This is a genomic window from Desulfobacter sp., assembly GCA_028768525.1.
Classification (GTDB): Bacteria; Desulfobacterota; Desulfobacteria; order Desulfobacterales; family Desulfobacteraceae; genus Desulfobacter.
In genome coordinates this window covers 3,906,444-3,926,444 of sequence record CP054837.1, presented here as the reverse complement: position 1 = coordinate 3,926,444, position 20,001 = coordinate 3,906,444, and the positions used below count along the sequence as shown (strand labels likewise).

The following is a 20,001-nucleotide window of genomic DNA, read 5'->3' as shown; positions in this document are numbered from 1 at the left end:
GTTCCCAAAAGTCAGGCCGGCCGGTAGGCCTCGACCAAACCCATCATCTGGTCTTTTCCCTGAATCAAGCGAATCTTTTCGAAACCGGCTTCGACCAGACCGGCTTCAATTTCTTCATAGGTATAGGTGCCGCCGCCGGGGGTGCCGACCAGCATATTTATGGCAAATATGGCACCGGATTTCGGTGCGGTTCTATCCTTTTCCATTACATGATCCCGGATGACCAGTCGGCCCTCAGGAATCAGTACCGTCCAAATCTTTTTATACAGCGCCAGGTTCTGCTCCAGGCTGTTCTGGTGGATGATCGCGGACAAAAGTGCCAGGTCATACCCCGGTGGAAGCGCATCGGTGTAGAAATTCCCCGCCACAAAATCAACACGGTCCTTCAGTCCGGAGGCTTCAATCCGGGCCCTGCCCATATCCACCACCTCGGGAAGATCAAAAATGGTGGCTGACATTTGGGGAGAGGCCTCCAAAAAGGCCATTGTGTATGTGCCTGAACCGCCGCCGACATCGAGCAGCCGCCGGGCCGGCCCCGGCTGGACCGCCTGGACAATGGCCGGTGCATGCTTCCGTCCCACCACATGCATGGCCCCGATGAAGGCCTTCTGGTCTTCGCCTTCGAACCGGGCCGGGATTTTGTCCGCACGGCCGGTTTCGGCAACGATGCGGGTTAAATTTGACCAATTCTTCCAGATGGTGGCGGCATGCTTGACCATGGGCAGCACGCTCCGGGGCGAGCCGGAAGTCAACAAGGGGAGCAGCCCCGGATCGGTGTGGTATTGCCCATCCGCCTTAATTAACAACCCCATGGCGGCAAGCGCGTCCAGGACAACGGCCAGGGGGCGCTCATGCCAGCCCTGCCTTTCGGCAAGCGCCCGGCTCGAAGCCGGTTCCGCCAAATAGGTGAAGATATCCAGCTCCGCGCCGGTCAAAAGGACCCGGCATTCCATAAAATTACGTGACAGGGAAAGAATGGCCTGGGGATTGGCGGGTATTGTCATGGCATCCACCTCCAATGATGATTTTCTTGCGATTATTGTATAGAATATCCCCGCCTCAGGTTAGCGGTTCAATTCATTTCCATGAATCGAAATTTTCCAGTTTCAAAATCCCTTGGCGGCCCGAACCTTGTGATAATGGCTCCCCGCGACGATCTGCGAACGCATCGCCCATCAGTCTCTCATTCCGGCTGCCAATGCCATACATTTCTGTTCCATCCAAGGTGTTCGGGTTGTTTATTTCTATCAAAATCCATTACATACTTCCAACAATTACTTTCATTATAGATTAATCTGCGGTTATCCCCCGTATGTCTGACCATTGGCACCGATCCGGATGGCCTTGTGGAATTTCCGGTGATTCTTGCTCTGCCCCCTTGGCGCCAGCACCTGCCATACCAAAGTGCCGTCCGGTGCGATTTCAACAATTTTATCCCCTGCCGTTCCCAGGGTGTTTCCATTGGGCAGCCGGTTCGCCTCTCGATTGGTTCGCAACGCCTTATTGCCTTTTGGGTGGGACCATTCCCAGACAATTTTTTGGGTGTTCAAATCAAACTCCACAAACCGGTTGGGCCGCCTCAGGGCCAGCAACATTGTGGCGCCCCCGATGATTTCCGGTTCGTGATTGCGTTCCCCTTCTATGATTCCCTGTGTCTGCACCTGGGTCCGCCTGTCTTTTCCCCTGAATGTCCACTCCCTCACAACCCGTCCGTTGGGAGAAATCTCGGCGACGGTATTAAAATTTCTCATGCTCACGAGGGTGTTGCCGCTGGGCAGCCGGGTAACGGAATTGAGGTGCATCCATCCTTCTGAATCAATTTCGGCAAAGGGCGCTTTGTCGTAATCCTCAATCCCTTTCCAGGACCAGACGAGATTGCCCATGGGATCTATTTCTCTGACAACATCCTCTCCCTTGGCCCGCCACCCCAGATTGTAAAGGGTGTTCCCGTTGGGCAGCCGGTCGGCATCGTGGGACGCCGCCCTGTCCTTGTGGGACCAGATAATTTTCTTATCCGGGCTGATTTCGTAAATGCCCGAACCGTGAATGGTGATCAGCGTATTGCCATTTGACAGGCGGGATGCATCCAGAACCGCCCCCTTCATCGACGGCCGATACGCCCAGAGGATATTGCCTTTAAAATCAATTTCAACAACCTTTGGAATCCTGGGATCAGACATATCCGCCAGCAGGGTCGTCCCCTTAAACACCCTGTTCTGATCAAAATGGGTGACTTTATAATCGCCGGCATGGGCAGATAAAATGGCCAAAAAGAGCAGATAAAAAACAGGCAGGATTTTCATCGTCATCTCTCCTTATACGTGGAATTTGATGGAATGGACGATTTTACCAACCAGACAACTGATCCGTCAAGAAGGCGTTGAAGGCCACTGCCTTTGATCCAACATCCGGGGTGACCATTTTTCTTGCAATCCCGCTGATAATTAGGATAAGCTTCAGCTATACTGATTCGATCTTCAAAATGGGAATTGGCTCATTTTTTTCTCCACGACACCATTTGGCACAATCCCACACCTGCTGAAGCCCATGGACATCCGACGCCAGCGGGGGCATCTGGAATAAAAAGGAAATCCGCAATCACTGAAAGCGCTTGAACCAAGGAGGCGGTATGATCAGGACTGAGCAGATTCACTTTTTCCTATCGGGGAGAAAACAACCGATATTTCCAGGTTCCCCTTTCTGGGACCTGCCGCTGCCGGGGCAGCACCCATCCTCAGGTACCGCCACCGTGGGCCGATATCTCCTGGCAGCCAAAGATTTTCTCACACGCTCTGACAATCCAGTGCTGCCCAATGCGGTCACCGCCCTCACCGGCTGCCGTGGGCAGATAGGGCGCCTGGATATTTCCCTGGAAAAACACGGGGCATTTTATCACCCCCTGAAAGTGACAGTAAGCGATAGTGAAAACAACGCCTGTACCCTGGTGCTTATCGGGGCCGTCGACCGGCCCGGCCTGGACCTTGTTGAACAGGAATATGGACTGATGGCCGGGCTGGGTACCGCCCTCATCCCCGCCTGCATCCCCACAGTATTCGGAGCGGGCCGGCAGAAGGGCAAGGGAATGGAAACCGCCTTTTTCCTGGGGGAATGGCTGGAGGGCTTCTATGAATTCCACGTGACCCGGACAACCGGGGAGGAGTGCATTGTGGTCTGGGGGCCTGGAGAAGAGGTGAGGCACTTTCCATATGGGGCGGCGGCTTTGCTCTATGAACAGGCGGCCCACATCCTCACCTTATATTATGATGTCAGCACCGGCGCAGGAATTTCCCCCTGGCATCACGCGGCAGGTGATTTTGTGGTCAATCCGGCAGCACCGGGATTGCCGGTGCGACTGACCACGGTCAGGGGATTTTCTCCCCTGGCAGAGGCGGAATCCGGGGACGGCAACATGCTTCCACCCCTATTATTTTTCTTTCTCTCAACGGTTCTGCGCATGCGGCTGGACCGGCTGGATGGCACCGGCCCCACTGTATTTCTTAAAAAAGAGGTTGCAGAGGCATCAATAAACGGTTTTTTTAGGGCCCTTTCCCGCAAGGCGGAGACCGGGCCGGGACAGAGTGCGATGGATAAGGGGCTTCCCCGGGACCTGCCCAAAGTCTTCCATGACTTTATTCTCAATTTCAGCACGGCTCAACTTGATGCCGTCACGGCCAATCTAGTGGCGGCATGGCATCCCGGGGCATCGGAGTTAGAGGTCATCAGAGAAAATCTCACCGCCCACAGCGCCGAAATCAGCAGGATTCTTAAAAACACATCCCCCTTTATACCGGGGCCGGCATAAAGGGGGATGTCTAAAACAGGCAAAAAAGCTGTTATTTCTTCTCTTTCTTTTTAAGCTTGCCGGCCAGGATATGGCGTTTGCCGGCATTCAGCTCAACTTTTCTGATACGGATGGATTCCGGGGTGACCTCCACCATTTCATCGTCCCGGATGAAATGGATGGCCTGCTCCAGGGTCATGGGTTTGACCGGGGAGCAGATGGTGGCCTCATCCTTACCCGAGGCCCGCATATTGGTCAGCTTCTTTTCCTTGCAGGGGTTGACATCGATGTCTGAATGACGGTTGTGCTCGCCCACCACCATGCCCTCGTACACCGGTGTCCCCGGTGCGATAAAAAGCTGGCCCCGGGGCTCCAGGTTGAACAGGGCGTAGGGCACGGCCTTGCCCTGGCGGTCACAGACAATGGATCCGGTGTACCGCACGGGGAATTCCCCGCGGTGGGGCTCATATCCGGACAGATAGGAATTCATGATGCCCGTGCCCCGGGTATCGGTCATGAACTCGTCCCGGTACCCGATCAGGGACCGAGAAGGAATGGAGAACTCAATGCGCACCCGCCCTTTGCCGTTGTTCACCAGGTTGGTCATCTTGCCCTTGCGGATGGACAGCTTTTCCGTGACCACCCCCATGAAATCCTCGTCGCAGTCCACGAAGAGGTGCTCGATGGGCTCCAGGGTCTGGCCGTTTTCCTCCCGGTAAATTACCCGGGGCCGTCCCACACAGATTTCAAAATCCTCCCGGCGCATGGTCTCAATGAGGATGGCAAGCTGGAGTTCCCCCCGGCCCTTGACCACAAAGCTGTCATCCTCGGTATTCTCTTCCACCTCGATGGCCACGTTGAGCAGGGTCTCCTTGAGCAGGCGGTCCCGGATCTTCCGGGACTGGACATTTTTGCCCTCTTTGCCGGCAAAAGGAGAGGTGTTGATGCCGAACCGCATGAACACCGTGGGCTCGTCCACCGTAATCCGGGGCAGGGCCAGGGGCGCCTCCCGGGTGCAGATGGTGTCACCGATTTTCACGTCCTCAATGCCGGCCAGGACCACAATATCCCCGGTATCGGCCCGGTCCACAGGCTTAAGGCTCACCCCGTCGTAGGACTGGAGCTTGGAGACCTTCAGGGCATTCTGCTTGCCCGCCTCATCCAGACAGACCAATGCAGCATTGGAGGCGGCGGATCCGCCGAAGACTTTGCCGATGGCCAGACGTCCCAGGTAGTCGGAATACCCCAGATCGGAAACCAGCATCTGGAACGGGGCTTCAGGATCATAGGAGGGGCCGGGCATCTCGTCGAGGATAATGTCGAAAAGCACCTTGAGGTTATCCACATCATCATCCAGCTCCCGCTTGACGATCCCGTCCCGGCCGATGGCGTAAAGATAGGTAAAGTCCAGCTGCTCCTCGGTGGCGTCCAGGTCGATGAACAGGTCATAGACCATATCCAGGACCTCGTCGGGCCGGGCGTCTTTCCTGTCGATCTTATTGATGATGACCAGCACCGGCATATTGGCCTCAAAGGTCTTTTTCAGCACAAACCGGGTCTGGGGCAGCGGCCCTTCCGAGGCATCCACCAGCAGGATGGCGGAGTCGGCCATGGACAGGGCCCGTTCCACCTCGCCGCCGAAATCGGCATGGCCCGGGGTGTCGATGATGTTGATCTTTACCCCTTTGCAGGTCACGGAACAATTCTTGGCCGCAATGGTGATTCCCCGCTCCCGCTCCAGGTCCATGGAATCCATAAGGCGGTCGTCCACCTCCTGGCCCTCCCGGAACAGGCCGCTTTGTTTAAACATGGCATCCACCAGGGTTGTCTTCCCATGGTCGACATGGGCAATGATGGCTACGTTTCTGATCTTATCGTTTACTGCAATGTTCTTCTTCATAAATTATCCCTGATAAATACCTTAATTCTTATCTTTCATCTGTCTAAAATACCTATATTTTATACCTAAAACTTGCCCAGATGCAATGCGTCCCCTAAAGGGCAGCCCCAAGCAAAACTGAAACCGGAGCCTACTGGAGCAGGTGAGGCCCGATTTATAATTTGGCAGCTTTGTGAAGCAACGCGGCAGATGAGTGAGTTTTCGGTCAAATACTATTTGGAAACCCGGGTGGTGCCGTCAGGCGAGGTAATCACCCGGACCCGGTCGCCGGGGACAATCTGGACATCCGCCTCCTGGACCACCACAATGCTCTGGCCGTTATCCTGGTCCACCACAATTTCCAGGCCCGGTTTGGTTTTCATCTGTTTCTCGGCCAAGGCACCGGCAGCCGCACCGGCAAGGGCGCCGGCCACGGTGGCAACGGTTCTTCCGGACCCGCTGCCGATGGTGTTCCCGAGCACCCCGCCCGTCACGCCGCCGATGGCCGCACCTGCAGCAGGATCCTTGCCCGACTCAATGGTCACGGCTTTCACCGATTGTACGGTGCCGGCCACAAAGGTATGGGCCTTCAGGGCCTGGTCGCTGGTATAGACGTTTCCGGACCGGCTGGGGCCGCAGCCGGCTGCAATCACGGCCACTGCCGTGAGCAAAAGCACACATCTTGCCCATATTCTGATTTTTTCCATATTTTTTCTCCTGGTGATCTGTCAATTATACCGGGGTATGGTTGATGTACTTGGCAATAAGTAAACATTAAGAAGGCAAAGTCAAGTCGCAAAGCCGGGCAATACCCCGCCGGCCTTGAAATTTACACATTTTTCTGTAATCCTGTTACAGAAATTAACAGATCAGGCCCCTTGTAAAAACGGGCCGGGTGCATTATTTTTCATAGGTTATTCTTGAATATAAACACTACAAGGGACTACTTCCATGACCACCATTATTATCGTGACCATTTTCCTTGCCTCAGTCATCGGATTCGGACTGCTCATGAGAAACATGAGGGATAAGGGATTCAAGGCCAAAGAGTCTGACCTCCAACCGCCGCCTCCCCCCAGGACAGATTCTCCAGAGGTTGAATTTACCAAAATCCTGGACAGCCTGCTCAAACTGAACCTCATGATCCGGAAAGACGGGCAGTTCCAGCAAAACATGATTCTTTACATCGAAGAAATCATCGACGACCTCAAATCCGTAATCCCGGCCATGATGGAACGGTATCCCGGGGAAACCCTCACCTATGAGCTGAAAAAAATCGGAAGTGCCCACCTTTACAACACGGTAAAGGAATTCCTCGACCTCTCCCTGGAGAGCCGGGAAAACCAGTTCAAGGCGTTTGAAGAAACCATCAACAACCTCCACGATGTCAGCCGCCGTGCACGGGAAATCGTGGAAAAAAATGAAACAGCAGAATTCAAAACCATGGCCCATTTCCTTGCGGGCAAATTTTCATAAAATTTTAGGAGAAAAAAATGACCAGTTTATCCCAGGAACTTGAAAAAGTTGCCCAGCAGTCCAAAGCGCCGGTGCTGGCCGAAGTCCAGGAAGCCGGCGGCCAGGGTGCACTGACCCCGGTCCAGGCCCCCTCCCAGCTGGTACCGGTACAGCCCAAACACCTGACCGTGGAGGATATTCAGGCCGTTGAAGCCGAGGCAGAAGCCTTTGTGGAAAAGGTAAAGGCAGAGCCCTCGGACTGGCAGTTGGGGAATTTCGTATTTTCCCTGGGCCGGGAAATCATGGAACAGACCCAGTCCCAGGTCTCCCTCTATGACCGGAAAATGGGATCGGTGCTGAAAAACGTGGCATCGGACGACAGTTCTCCCGTGGGCAAAAATATACTGGCCATAAAAACCGAGCTGGACAAGGTCAACCCCACCATGGTGTCCAGAACCGAAATGCCCCTGCCCCAGAAAATGCTGGGCCTGTTCACCCGAACCGTCAACCGCCTCCCCAAGGGAGACGAGGTCCTCAAAATCATTGCCGAACGACGGGAAACCGTGAACTCCACCATCGACGGCATCCGGGACCATTTGCGAAGGGACGCCGACCAGGTGGCCTTTGATGCAGCGGAACTGGCCCAGATATGCGACACCCTCAAGGAAATCCAGCCCCGGCTCCAGGAACAGATTTACCTGGGCCAGGTGATCTGGGAAAAACTCATGGACCACATGCAGACCGTGGAGGATCACCGGATTAAAGAGGCCCTGACCACCCTGACCTCGGACCTGGCCATGGCCGTGGTAGACCTGCAGACCATTGACAACTCCAACCTGCAGACCCGGTTCGGCGGGGAAATGATGGTGAGAAACTCCCACCTGGTCCAGCGCCTGGTCCAGCGGACGGACATGATCCTGTCCACGGCCGTGAAAAACGCCCTGGCCGTCAGGGTGGCAGCGGAACAGCAGATGGAAACCCTGCGCCACCTGGATATGGTTCAGCAGGCGGCCGCAGAAACCATGACGGACACGGCCAAGGTCATCGGGGATGCCGCCGTCAAGGGGGCCAAAATGAGCCAGAGCATGACCGTAAACATCCAGGCCCTGGAAGAGGCCTGCAATACCTATGAGCAGGCCTTTGACGCCTATGCCCAGATCTGCAGGGAGACCATCTCAATCGCCTCCCAGAGTTCCACGGCCCTGGGGCAGATGAATGAAAAATTCAGGGCCCGCACCGACGCCCTGACGACAAGACGCCAGGATGCCTAAACAACAGGAGACGATTTATGATCAATGCGGCCGACCAAAAATCCTTTGACAAGCGCTTTTCCCTGGTCCGGACCCTGGATGCGGACAGGCTTGTCACCGAGGCGGAGGCATCCGCCCTCACCCTCATGGACGCGGAAGAAGGAACTTTTTTCACCTACCTGGGCGACACCTACTATGTAATGGAAAAAAACATCTACCAGGAAATGTCCGAAGACTTTGCCGTCCCCCAGGATTACACCATGACGGAACTGACCTGTCTCAGTCTGACCACCGGCGCCACCGGCCATTTCGAATGGGAATATGATGACGAACTGGAAATATCGGTGACCCTGGACCGGATCAACTTCCGGCGGCTCACCGATGAAGAAGGGCAGACCATTGACGAGGACGACCTGGACCAGATCGTGGATGACGAAGACGCCGTTGTCTATGCCGGTGAGAAATTTTACTATGAAGACGACTGGGCCGCCGTGTACAGACGGGGCGGCAAAGAAGAGCAGGTTCACATGTACGAATTCGAGGACGAGTCCGGCACCCTTTCCATCACCATTGAGGAGTGGAAAGGGTCGTCAAAGGAAGAATACCGGATCTACGTGTCCAAACCCATTATCCCCGGGGATATCACCATCATTGCCAAAGGAGGACCCGTGAATGAGACCACTACCCCATAGAAACGGCAAAAGGGCGGAACTGGCAGCCCTTTTGGCGGCGGTTCTGCTCCTTCTGACCCTGGCCGGATGCGGGGGCGGCATGTCCGACGCCGTCAAAGAAGACAGCAAGGCTGTTGAAAAGCGACTGAAAACCACTGAGAAATTTATCCAGACCCAGAAAGAAAAATTCGACCGTCTGGTTTCGTCTGCAGACTTCAAGCCCATGGCCGGGTATGCGGCCAAAGAGAACTGGGCCGGCGGGTTTGGCCGGGCCAAAGTAATTCTGTCACGGGCCAGGGGGCTGTTTGACAGCGAACTTGCCCCCATTATGAAAAAAAATGATCCCCAGGGCGAGGTCCAGGCCAGGGTGCAGATCAACCGGATCAACAAGGTGCTCCAGGAGGCCAAAGACCAGGCTGACAGCCCCTTTGCCCGCATGGACCGGATCCGTGCCGCCATGGACGGCCCCCAGTCTTTTTATGTCAGTGGCGGAGATGCCGGCAGGTCAATCCTGGAAAAAATAAAGACACTGGATGAAGGCCCCGTGGCCGAAGCCAGGAAAAAATTCCCGGACAACCTGTCAAAAATAGACCACCGGTTCGCCCCCTTTTCAAAAATCCAGAGCAACACCCGGGCCCGCCTGGACACCCTGGAAAAAGAATACCAGAATTTCACTGCCGCCAAACCCGTGGACTACGCGGCGTTCATCGACAGTGCCGACGGCATTGAAAAAGACCGCAAGGACCTGGACACCCTGGTTCCCAAAATGAAAGAGGACCTGGATCAGCTTTACCAAAGCTACACCAAGGTGCTCCAGGACATGAAGGTGGACTATTACGTCACGGTGAAGCGGGAATCATGGAATGAAAATTCCGACAATTACCGGCCGGGGTTCGCCACCTTCAGGCGCCAGGTCACCCCTGCCGTCTTCCAGACCCTGACAGAATCCAATCTGGAGAATATCGCAGAACTCATCCCGGTATACGGCCGGGTGTCCCTGAAAAACCACATCGGCAACGCCTGGACCGCCCTGAACATCAACCCGACGGAAAACTGGCCCGGCCACATGAACCATAACGCGGCCAGTTTCTGGATTGAAAAGGCCGACGCCGAATACTTCCATAAGTACGTCCAGGAAAGCAACGGGGAAACCGCTGAAACCGACTGGGTCAAGGTCAACCCTTCTTTTTTCGACCAGAACCTGGACAACCTCGGCATGGCCGTCCTCTCCAAACCATACGGGGAGTTTGAACCGGATACCCAGGCCGCCCCCCCGGGCATGGCCTATGTGGGGAATCCCGCCTACGGGGAGTGGAAAAAGGATGAAAACGGGGAAAACTTCTGGTCCTGGTACGGCCGGTACGCCTTTTTTTCCAATCTCTTCTTTTTCCCGCCCTATTACTACCACTACGGCAGTTGGAACCGGTGGCACACGGGCTACCGCTATAAAAAGCCCTACTACGGCAAAAACAAATCCGGCAAACCCATCTTCGGCACCCGGGGAACCAAAATCAAAAAAACGCCCCGGTACCAGAACACCACCTTTGCCCGGACCGGGGGATTCAAATCCGGGCCGGCATCGGTGCGCGGCGCATCACTGCGGGGCGGCGGCCCCAAGGGTAAAGGCAAATAGGACACTATACTTTTAGGGAGATATAATAATGACCATCACCGACACATTCATCAACCTGGTTCAGGGAACCTGCTTTGCCCTGGTGGGGATTCTGTTCATCTTCCTGGCCAAACGGCTGGACGACTGGCGGACAAAAGACTTTGACGACGACCGCCACATAGACGACGGCAACGTGGCCGTAGGCCTCCGCCGGGCCGGCCTTTATCTGGGCCTGGCCATTGCCATGGCAGGCGCCCTTTCCGGCGGCAGTTCCGGATTCTGGCTGGATATCTTCCACCTGCTGGTGGACGGCCTGCTCATCATCGGCCTCCTTTTTTCCTCCAGGTTCATCAACGATTTAATCATGATGGGCCATATGGACAACGACGCCGAATGCATCAGGGAATTTTCCCTGCCCGACGGCCGCACCGTCTCCGGCAATACGGCCCTGGGCATGGTGGAGGCGGGGATGTACATGGCCACGGGGTTTATCCTCAACGGCAGCCTTTCCGGGGGCGGGGGCACCTTTTTCCAGTCCCTGTTCTCCGCCATCATCTTTTTCGTTCTTGGCCAGATCGTCCTCCTGGTTTTCGGCCTGCTCTATGAACTGGTCACCCCCTTTAATGTCCGGGATGAGATCAAAAAGAACAACCTGGCCGCCGGCATCGGCCTGGGGGGCATTCTCATTGCCATGGGCATCATTCTCATGTCGTGCCTCGCCGGCCCCTTTACCGGATGGGCCAGCGACCTGGGGGGATTTGCCCTGTACACCGTCTTCGGCATGGTCCTGCTTTTAGGATTCAGAAGCCTGGTGGACCGGGTGCTTCTGCCCACCACCAACCTGGCCACTGAAATCAAGACCGACCAGAATGTGGCCGCCCTGGTGGTGGTGGAAAGTGCCATCATCGCCGTTGCCGTGATCATTGCCTATGCCATCTGATCCCACACCGTCCGCCCCGCTGCCCCCTGAAACCGGCGGCGGGGTGCGGACGGCCCCTGCACCGAAATTCAACTTTGCCTCGGCCCTGCTCTGTGCCTGCATGTTCGCATCCGGGGCCTGCGGCATCATACTTGAATATATCCAGGCCAGCCTGGCCTCCATGATCCTGGGCAACGCCTTTGAACAATGGGCCATGGTTATCGGGCTGATGATGTTCTGGATGGGCTTCGGCAGCCTGATCCAGGCCCAGATCCCCAAACGGCGGCTCATCCAGGCTTTCATCGCCATTGAGATTTCACTGGCACTGGCCGGGGGCTTTTCCCCCAGCCTCACCTACCTTTCCTACGGGTATACGGCCCACTACAGTCTGGTACTTTATTTATTCGTCTCTCTGATCGGCATTCTCATCGGCCTTGAAATCCCGGTGATCATCCGGATCAACAACGATTTTTCCAGGGAATTGTCCACCAACCTGGGCAATATCCTTTCCGCCGACTACATCGGCAGCCTGGCCGGGGCCCTGATCTATGTGTTTCTGCTGCTCAGGTTCTTTCCCATCACCGAGGGGGCATTCCTCACAGCCGGGATGAATTTTTTCCTGGCCCTGGCCACCTTTGTCTATTTTACCCAAAAAAAACTGATCCCCAAAAACCTATGCATGGCCCTGGCCATGGCCGCCACCTTCTGCGCCGTGGTTTACGGGTACATGAATAACAGAGACTGGCAGGTGAAGAACGAGCAGCCCCTTTACGACGATCCCATTGTCTACTCCAAGACCAGCCAGTATCAGCACATCGTCATCACCCATTATAAGCCCCTGGACGAAACCCGCCTCTTTCTCAACGGCAACCTCCAGCTCTGCTCCATTGACGAGGCCAGATACCACGAATCCCTGGTCCATCCGCCCATGACCCTGTCCGCTTCCCGGAATCGGGTGCTGATCCTGGGCGGGGGAGACGGGGCCGCCCTCAGGGAGGTGCTTAAATACAAAGATGTGAAAGAGGTGACCCTGGTGGACCTGGATCCGGCCATGACAACGCTGGCCGCCACCCACCCCCTGCTCACCCGGATGAACCGGAACGCCTTTTCCGATGCACGGGTGACCCGGCTGGAGGGGGCGGGTGTCACCCCGGGCCCGGCCCGCCAGATCTATGCCTCAGGCCCGGACAAAAGGCGGGCAGGACAAAAGCCGGCACCGGTTCACCTGGCCGAGGTCAGGGTGATGAACCTGGATGCGGATAAATTCCTTGAACAGGTTGACGGTGTATGGGATGTGGTCATTGTGGACATGCCCGACCCCTCTTCCCCGGAACTGACCAAACTCTATTCCAGGGAATTCTACCTTAAAATCAAACGGCACCTGGCGCACAACGGCGTGATGTCGGTACAGTCCACCTCCCCCTATTTGGCCAAGGAGAGCTTTCTGTGTATCGGCCGCACCCTTGAAGCGGCCGGGTTTGCCGTCACCCCCTACCACGAAAACGTCCCCTCCTTCGGAGACTGGGGGTGGTATCTGGGCACCCGGCCGGACAGGGACGACAAAAAAATGGCCGGGGAGATAGCAACCATCAGGTTCACTGTCCCCACCCAATACCTGACCCCGGAGGTATTCCGCAGCCAGACCATCTTCGGCAAAGGGATGCTGGAAACCCAGACCAAAGAGATCAACACCCTGCTCTTCCCGGTGCTGCTCACCCTGTACAACCACGAATCCTGGCAGCTGGAGTAAGGCTGTCATAAAACCCGGCCCTGATGCCGGTAACGCCGTCATATAAATGACGGCTCCGAGCCCGTTAGCCGCCATGCCCGCCCCAAGGTCCTTGATTCAAAGGGCTTTCAAAATATATTATCCCTCTGGCACCGATTATGCTTAATTGATCCATGGAAATCTTAAGCCAGATACCAACAGGATCCGGGAGGATGATATGAAAATCCAGACCAGCGATATGAGCGCACTCCGGGCTGCGGCCGCTCCGGAACTGCCGATGAAAAAGAGCGGACCGGGCTTCAGCACCCTGCTGGAGGATACCCTCACCCAAATGAACGGGGCCCGGAATGGCAGTCAGGCAGAATCCGCCCCCGTTGAAATCGGCACCATCACCCGGGAAACACCAACCATTTCCCAGCTCCTCTATAAAACCCCGCTGAAATCCAAATGCTGGAATATCATCTACGATAAAGTAAACGCGGATAAGGCCTTCCATAAAATACGGCCCGGCACCCGGATCATGTTTGACCCGGCCACCAAAGAACTGCTCTGGGGAAAGGAACTGGACACCTATATGGCCAAAAAGGCATCGCCCAACCAGCCGGCCGCCTGGACGAGAAATGAAAACGCCCATCTGCCGGAATTCGCCGAAAACAACACCGGCGCCCAATTGTCAAAAGCCGTGAAAAGCTTCATCGGCCGGGATTACGACGCAATGGACTGTTACGAACTGGTGGTGGGCGGCCTCAAGGAACTGGGGGTCCAATACCGGGGAGAAAACGGCCTGGGACGGCATCTGGTGAACCAGGCCCGGGCCAAGGGCCTGCCTGAAAACCACTACCTCAACGGCGAAGGCCTGGTCTCTGAATCCGGCCGCTCCGTATTCAAAAAAACCATATTCAGGGTCAGCAATCCCCAGACCCAGGCCGAAGCCCTCATGGCTGAGATGGAAAATAAATTACAGGAGGGACAGGTGCTTTCCTTTTCCATGCGGAACAAGGGCCATACCGGGGTGGTCTCAAAATCCGGGAACGCATGGACATTCATCAATTCCGGAGAGATGGACCACAATATCTCCGGGGAAAACGGCAGCAAAAAGGTGGGGGAGGAAGACCTGAAATCCGAAATCGAAAACTGGTTCCGACTGGCCCGGGAAACCAGCCAGGGCTTGAAAATCACCCTGGGCGAACTCAACGTAAACCGGCTCTCCATGTTCAGGCCCGGGAGGATCGACGGGCGGGTATAAGAACCAAACCGGCCTTTTCCGTCCTCTCCCCCGGTGTACATGAAAAATTCTACCTATCTCATTCCCAGTGTCTCAGCCGGCCTTTTCACCTGCTGCCAGGGCCGTCAAGCCGATGCGCAAACAGACAGAAGCCTAAAATCCTGAACAATTAAAAAATGACCGGGGATATTAAGCCTTCCGGCGGGGAGGGATTCCCGCTTGCCCGACAGTGGGTTGCGACAGGGGAGGCATTGCCCCCCATCGGTATCCGGAAGAAGAAACAAAAATATCCCGACACCTTATTGTGAAGCGGTATTATTTTACCTCTTTTTTTTGTCTCCCCAACCTGTTAGTGTTGGGCCAGGTTGCAGAAAAGACACCATTTTCACCTTAATTTAGGGAGGCTGCCATGGCATACGAAACCGTTGTTTTGGAAAAAACCGAAGACTATGTGGGTATTGTGACCTTAAACCGTCCGGAGCAGATGAACACCTTCTCCAGCCGGATGGCTGCGGAATTGAAACGGGCCCTTGAAGAATTGGACCATGACCCCGGTGTCCGGGTGATCCTTTTGAAAGGGACGGGCCGAGCCTTCTGCGCCGGCATTGATGTCAACGAACTGGAAGGAAAAACCGCCAACGAATACAGGGAATGGATCGAAAAGATGGAGGCCCCCCTGGTGGGCATCTCCCGGCTGCGCACCCCGGTGATTGCCCAGGTCCATGGCGCGGCCGCAGCCAACGGCATGGGCCTGGCCGCTGCATCGGACCTGGTCATTGCCGCGGATAATGTCAAAATGGGACTCACTGCCATCAATGTGGGGCTGAACTGCGTGGGGCCGGTGATTCCCGTGGCCCGGTGTGTGGGACGGAAAAAAGCCCTGGAACTGCTGCTTTACGGCAACCTCATTAACGCCCAGGAGGCCCTGGACCTGGGCCTGGCAAACCGCGTTGTCCCAATGGAAGAGCTTGAGGCCGCCGCCTATGAGTGGGCCAAGGAACTGGCCATGAAAAGCCCCATTGCCGTACGCATTGCCAAAACCGCCTTTTACGGCTCCGAAGACATGGCCTACGATAAGCAGTTCGCCTATATGAACGAAGCCTTTGCAAGGCTGTGCACCACCGAGGATGCCAAGGAGGGGGTTACCGCATTCTTCGAAAAGCGGACACCCCAGTGGAAGGAGAAATAAGTCCCAGGGATATGCTCGTGTTTCATATGATTAAAACCCTGCTGCGTGCCGGGTTCAAATACCGGGGCATGGTGCTGGTCAGTGCCTATATGGCCCTGCTCTTATTGTCCAGTGTCCTTATCGCCCTGGTGGAACCCGAAGGCACCGCTTTGACCCACCTGGACCAGGCCCTGTGGTGGAGTATCGTCACCTCCACCACCGTGGGCTATGGCGACATTTATCCGGCCACCCAGGCCGGCAAACTCATTGCCGTCATCCTTCCCATGTTCATGGGCATCGGACTGGGGGCGGCATTCATCACCCATGTGGCATCCTGCCTGATTGAAAGGAGAGACAGAAAAATGCACGGGGAAAAACCCTATACCGGCTCCGGCCACCTCCTTCTGGTCGGCCACACCGAAGAAACCGAATACCTGGCCCAGCAGATCCGGGAGGATGAAAGCTATTCCAGCCAGGACATTGTCCTGCTGGCGGATCTGCCCCGCCACCCCATGTCCGAAGAACCCAACTTCTTTTTCGTCAAGGGCCGGCCAGATACCATTGCCGCCCTGAACCGGGCCAATGTCTCCCAGGCGGACCAGATCGTTATCCACACCGGCAACGACGAATCCAGCCTTTTCGCCTTGATCAACGCCCTGAAACTCAAATCCGACGCCTGCGGAATTACGGTGCGCTGTCTCTCCAGCCAGAGCCTGGAAACCTTTTCATCTGTGCCGGGCAAATTCGAGGTCATCATGCAGATGACCGCTGAAATGATGGTCCAGGCCATGCAGGACAAGGTTCACCTTCCCCTGCAGATTCTGCTGAAAAACGATGAGGGCGAGGAAATCTACTATGTAAGCGTTTCCGGTATCGGGCCCGGCCAGACCTGGTGGGGCCTGCATAATTATCTCAAAGAAAGATACGGCTACCTGAGCTTTGCCCTCTGCCTTGGCGACGGCAGCATCATGGTCAATCCGCCGGCGGCTGAACCGGTGGAAGCCGGGTGCGGTATCTGGCTCATGGCTGAAAAACGGCCTGTCAACCTGGAATGGCCCGGTTAGTTCAGGGCCGCCTTCCCACATCCCCGCTCATTGTAAATTTCTTAATTTTAAGTAAATTTATTCTAGAACTTTACTTTTAGATCAATTCTGTTTAATACATAGTTTACGAGGGAATAGACACCTGCTGGCTGAAACGGAATTTGCTGACCAGATCTTTCTATGGAGTGCGGTGCGAAAATGACGAAGTCACAAAAGGACAGGGCCCCCCGGGTAGAAAAAAACATCAATGCCATGCCGGATTCCTGTACCGGCATCATCAAAAAGATATCCACCACCGGCGGGTTTCCAAGGTTTGGCCACACCATCCCCGCTGCCCCCTTCCCGCCTGACCCCACGCCTTCCGGATTCAACTCCGTAAAAACGGTTTGTGCCCCCCGGCGGCAAAACCAGGCAGAGGCGGGATTCAGTGGGGTCCGCAGCCGGGGGGAGTCGGTTCGGATACCGGAGTCCTTTCCGGTTCCTCTGAATTTTCACCAGGAACTCAAGGTCTAACCCATGCCCTATCTCAGTGCACTTCTGCCGCTTTTTGCAGCGGCGCTTTCCATGGGCCTGGCCCTGACCGCCTATTACTTATCCCGGGATAAGCTACGGAACAGTATTTTCAAACTCTGCGCCCTCACCGTCTACTGGCAGATTTCCTGGGCATTTCTCTTTTTATGCTCGGATATTGAACAGGCCGACCTGGTCTGCAGAATAGGTTATTCGGGCATCATCTTCCTCCCCCTTATCTGCTATGAAGCCCTGAACCGGTACCTCCACGAATCCCCCTGGGACAAACCGGTCCTCTACATTATCAACACCGGATTTCTGGCGGCCCTCTGGACCACGGACCTCTTTATCCGGGGCCCCTATATTTACTGGTTCGGATTTTATCCCGAGGCCGGCATCCTTCATCCGGTCTATCTCGTCACTGCGGTCTGGCTGCTGGTCCGGGTCTCCCTGTCCCTGGCCCGGGTATATAAACGGGAAATAGAACCCATAAACCGGATACGGGTGAAATACTTTTTAATGGCCACCCTGGTCTTTTCCCTCTCCGGTACCGATTACCTGCTGAATTACCCGGCCCTTGTGGAATGGATGGGGGTGGACCTTTATCCCATCGGGGTCTTTTTCATCTCTTTTTCCATTTTTATCTTTATCTTCTGCCATTTCATCATCCTCAATCTAACCCTGGAAAAACGGGTTGCCCGCCAAACCCGGCAGCTCAGGCAGTCGGTGCAGGACCTGGAACAGGCCGCCAGCGTCAAAAAGAATTTCATTGCCAATATCACCCATGAGCTGCGCACCCCCCTGACCCTGATCCGCGGATGGACCGACTATATGAAGGGGGGCCAGGCCGGCCCTGTCCCTGAGAACCAGAAAGAAATCATCGGCAAGATTAAGGTACAGACCCTTTCGCTGACCCAGAAAATCAACGCCCTTTTGAAAATATCGAAATTCGATGCCGGCAAGGAGCCCCTTTACCTGACCCCGGTCAACGTGGACAAATGCATATTCAACATCGTATCCAGCTTCAGGGGGCTGATTGAGGCCAAAAACCTTGAGCTAAACTACTATCCCCCGGCAGAAGAGATGGGAAAGGTATTTCTGGACAGGGAAAAGCTCAAGGATATTCTGAACAATCTCATCCGAAATGCATATAAATTCACGGAACACGGAGAGATTTCCGTGACCCTCTCCCATACAAAAAAACATATTACCATCAGCGTAAAAGATACGGGAGCGGGCATCTCACCGGAGGTCATGGCAACCATCTTCAACCGTTTCCAGCAGGGGGATTCCTCCATCACACGGACGTACGAGGGTACCGGACTTGGCTTGGCCATTGTCAAAGAATCCGTTGAACGGATGTACGGCACCATTGAGGTGGATTCCCTGGAAAATCAATGGACCTGTTTCAGCCTGTCCCTGCCCCGGGACCTGGAGAAAAAAGAACCCGAGGCCGTGACGGAACGGCGCCGGAAAGACCGCCGGGTAAAGGATGTTCCCATTGACCATCCCGACCGGCGCAAGCGGCGGCGGCGGGCGGCGGACCTGGTCCGGGTGGATGCCGGGGACCTGGTCCAGATCAGCCTCATAGAGGCCGGCAAAAACATCAAGGACCGGATCACCAAGATTGAGGTCCAGGACCCCGCCGGCACCATTGTGATTGCTGAGGACAACCCCGGCATTCTTGAATTTCTGGCCGGTGCCCTCAAGGGCTACACCCTTTATCTGGCCGGGGACGGAGAACTGGCCTGGCGCACCATCAACCAAGTCCTGCCGGACCTGGTCATATCCGACGTGATGATGCCCAAAATGGACGGACTCACCCTTCTTAAAAATATCCGGTCCAGGAAACGGACCACGTCCACCCCGGTCATCATCATCACGGCCCTGTCCGAACCCGAAGACCGGATTAAAAGCCTCCAGTTGGGGGCGGACGATTTTCTGACCAAACCCTTTCACCACCTGGAGCTGCAGGCCCGGGTAAAGAATGTGATTTCCCTCCATTCACTGGAGCGGGAAAAAACCAAACGGGAACAATTGGAGGTATTTCTCATGGTATTGGCATCCACCATAGAATCAAAGGACACCTATACCGGCGGCCATGTGGAGCGGGTAGCCAACTATGCCAGGGATCTGGCCCTGCGGCTGGGCCTGTCCAGGGCCAGGGTCCACGATATATATATGGGCGCCATTGTCCACGACGTGGGGAAAATCGGCATCCGGGACGAGGTCCTGAACAAACCCGGGCGGCTCACGGAAAAGGAATTGGACCATATCAAAACCCATCCTGTCATCGGGAAAAATATTCTGTCCCGGCTGCAGATCGCCCCGGTTGCCGTGAACATCGCCTATTGCCACCACGAACGCTGGGACGGCAGAGGGTACCCCAACGGCACCAGGGGAAAAACAATTCCCCTGGAAGCCAGGATCGCCGCCATTGCCGACTGCTGGGACGCCATCACCTCCCACCGCCCCTACCGCCGGGCCATGCCCCTGGAAAAGGCCGTGGCCATCATGGCGGAAGAACGGGGAAAATCCCTGGATCCCGATCTTCTGGACCTGTTCATGGATGCCGATGACCCCATTTATCTCAATTACATCCCCGATGAAATCAAAAAAGGCGCCTAACCCCCATATCCCCACCAACGGCCCGCAGCACCCTGCATCAGTGTGAGCAAAACGCAAGAAACAACATTTGATTTGACACGGCTCAGCGCTTAATCTTAAAATGCGCTAATTAAAAAGAAGCATATCATGTT

At 55.5% G+C, this 20,001-nt stretch carries 16 protein-coding genes; 12 read left to right on the top strand and 4 right to left on the bottom strand.

Annotated features, from left to right (window positions below):
• Nucleotides 1-11: 11 nt before the first annotated feature.
• Nucleotides 12-1,004: a methyltransferase domain-containing protein gene (locus tag HUN04_17435; GenBank protein ID WDP91386.1), complete on the bottom strand. Its 993-nt coding sequence runs from the start codon at nt 1,002-1,004 to the stop codon at nt 12-14.
• Nucleotides 1,005-1,301: 297 nt separating this feature from the next.
• A complete protein-coding gene (locus tag HUN04_17430; protein WDP91385.1) occupies nt 1,302-2,303 on the bottom strand; it encodes an aryl-sulfate sulfotransferase in 1,002 nt (333 codons plus the stop codon).
• Nucleotides 2,304-2,629: 326 nt separating this feature from the next.
• Here HUN04_17430 and HUN04_17425 point away from each other — a divergent pair, with 326 nt between their 5' ends.
• Complete coding sequence (locus tag HUN04_17425) at nt 2,630-3,802, top strand: hypothetical protein (GenBank protein ID WDP91384.1); 1,173 nt, start codon at nt 2,630-2,632, stop codon at nt 3,800-3,802.
• 31 nt (nt 3,803-3,833) lie between these two features.
• On the opposite strand, the gene typA is transcribed toward HUN04_17425, so the two are convergent.
• Both typA and HUN04_17415 read right to left on the bottom strand, forming a co-directional pair.
• Complete coding sequence (gene typA / locus HUN04_17420; GenBank protein ID WDP91383.1) at nt 3,834-5,681, bottom strand: translational GTPase TypA; 1,848 nt, start codon at nt 5,679-5,681, stop codon at nt 3,834-3,836.
• 212 nt (nt 5,682-5,893) lie between these two features.
• The gene (locus tag HUN04_17415) at nt 5,894-6,367 is read right to left on the bottom strand and encodes a glycine zipper 2TM domain-containing protein (protein WDP91382.1); all 474 of its coding nucleotides are present in this window, start codon (nt 6,365-6,367) and stop codon (nt 5,894-5,896) included.
• A gap of 244 nt (nt 6,368-6,611) precedes the next feature.
• On the opposite strand from HUN04_17415, the gene HUN04_17410 reads away from it, so the two are divergent.
• The 11 genes from HUN04_17410 to HUN04_17360 all read left to right on the top strand — a co-directional run bounded on the left by HUN04_17410 (nt 6,612) and on the right by HUN04_17360 (nt 19,870).
• Entirely contained in the window at nt 6,612-7,136 is a 525-nt protein-coding gene (locus tag HUN04_17410; protein WDP91381.1) for a hypothetical protein, read from the top strand.
• Between the two features lie 17 nt (nt 7,137-7,153).
• Nucleotides 7,154-8,386 (top strand): toxic anion resistance protein, encoded by a 1,233-nt coding sequence (locus HUN04_17405; protein ID WDP91380.1) that lies wholly within the window; start codon nt 7,154-7,156, stop codon nt 8,384-8,386.
• 17 nt (nt 8,387-8,403) lie between these two features.
• On the top strand, nt 8,404-9,057 hold the full coding sequence (locus tag HUN04_17400) for a DUF4178 domain-containing protein (protein WDP91379.1): 654 nt from the start codon (nt 8,404-8,406) through the stop codon (nt 9,055-9,057).
• The gene (locus tag HUN04_17395; protein ID WDP91378.1) at nt 9,038-10,669 is read left to right on the top strand and encodes a hypothetical protein; all 1,632 of its coding nucleotides are present in this window, start codon (nt 9,038-9,040) and stop codon (nt 10,667-10,669) included. The genes HUN04_17400 and HUN04_17395 overlap by 20 nt, the downstream gene beginning before the upstream one ends.
• A 28-nt stretch (nt 10,670-10,697) precedes the next feature.
• Complete coding sequence (locus HUN04_17390; protein ID WDP91377.1) at nt 10,698-11,588, top strand: DUF350 domain-containing protein; 891 nt, start codon at nt 10,698-10,700, stop codon at nt 11,586-11,588.
• Nucleotides 11,578-13,317, top strand: coding sequence for a polyamine aminopropyltransferase (locus tag HUN04_17385; GenBank protein WDP91376.1), 1,740 nt, complete (start codon nt 11,578-11,580; stop codon nt 13,315-13,317). The genes HUN04_17390 and HUN04_17385 overlap by 11 nt, the downstream gene beginning before the upstream one ends.
• A 196-nt stretch (nt 13,318-13,513) precedes the next feature.
• Nucleotides 13,514-14,542: a hypothetical protein gene (locus HUN04_17380; GenBank protein WDP91375.1), complete on the top strand. Its 1,029-nt coding sequence runs from the start codon at nt 13,514-13,516 to the stop codon at nt 14,540-14,542.
• A 388-nt stretch (nt 14,543-14,930) separates the two neighbouring features.
• Nucleotides 14,931-15,710: an enoyl-CoA hydratase/isomerase family protein gene (locus HUN04_17375; protein WDP91374.1), complete on the top strand. Its 780-nt coding sequence runs from the start codon at nt 14,931-14,933 to the stop codon at nt 15,708-15,710.
• Nucleotides 15,711-15,727: 17 nt separating this feature from the next.
• Nucleotides 15,728-16,753, top strand: a complete 1,026-nt coding sequence (locus HUN04_17370) for an NAD-binding protein (protein WDP91373.1) — start codon at nt 15,728-15,730, stop codon at nt 16,751-16,753.
• A 177-nt stretch (nt 16,754-16,930) separates the two neighbouring features.
• Nucleotides 16,931-17,245 carry a hypothetical protein gene (locus HUN04_17365; protein ID WDP91372.1) on the top strand — a complete coding sequence of 105 codons (315 nt, stop codon included), beginning with the start codon at nt 16,931-16,933 and terminating at the stop codon, nt 17,243-17,245.
• A 3-nt stretch (nt 17,246-17,248) separates the two neighbouring features.
• The gene (locus HUN04_17360) at nt 17,249-19,870 is read left to right on the top strand and encodes a response regulator (GenBank protein WDP91371.1); all 2,622 of its coding nucleotides are present in this window, start codon (nt 17,249-17,251) and stop codon (nt 19,868-19,870) included.
• The last annotated feature ends 131 nt before the right edge of the window (nt 19,871-20,001 follow it).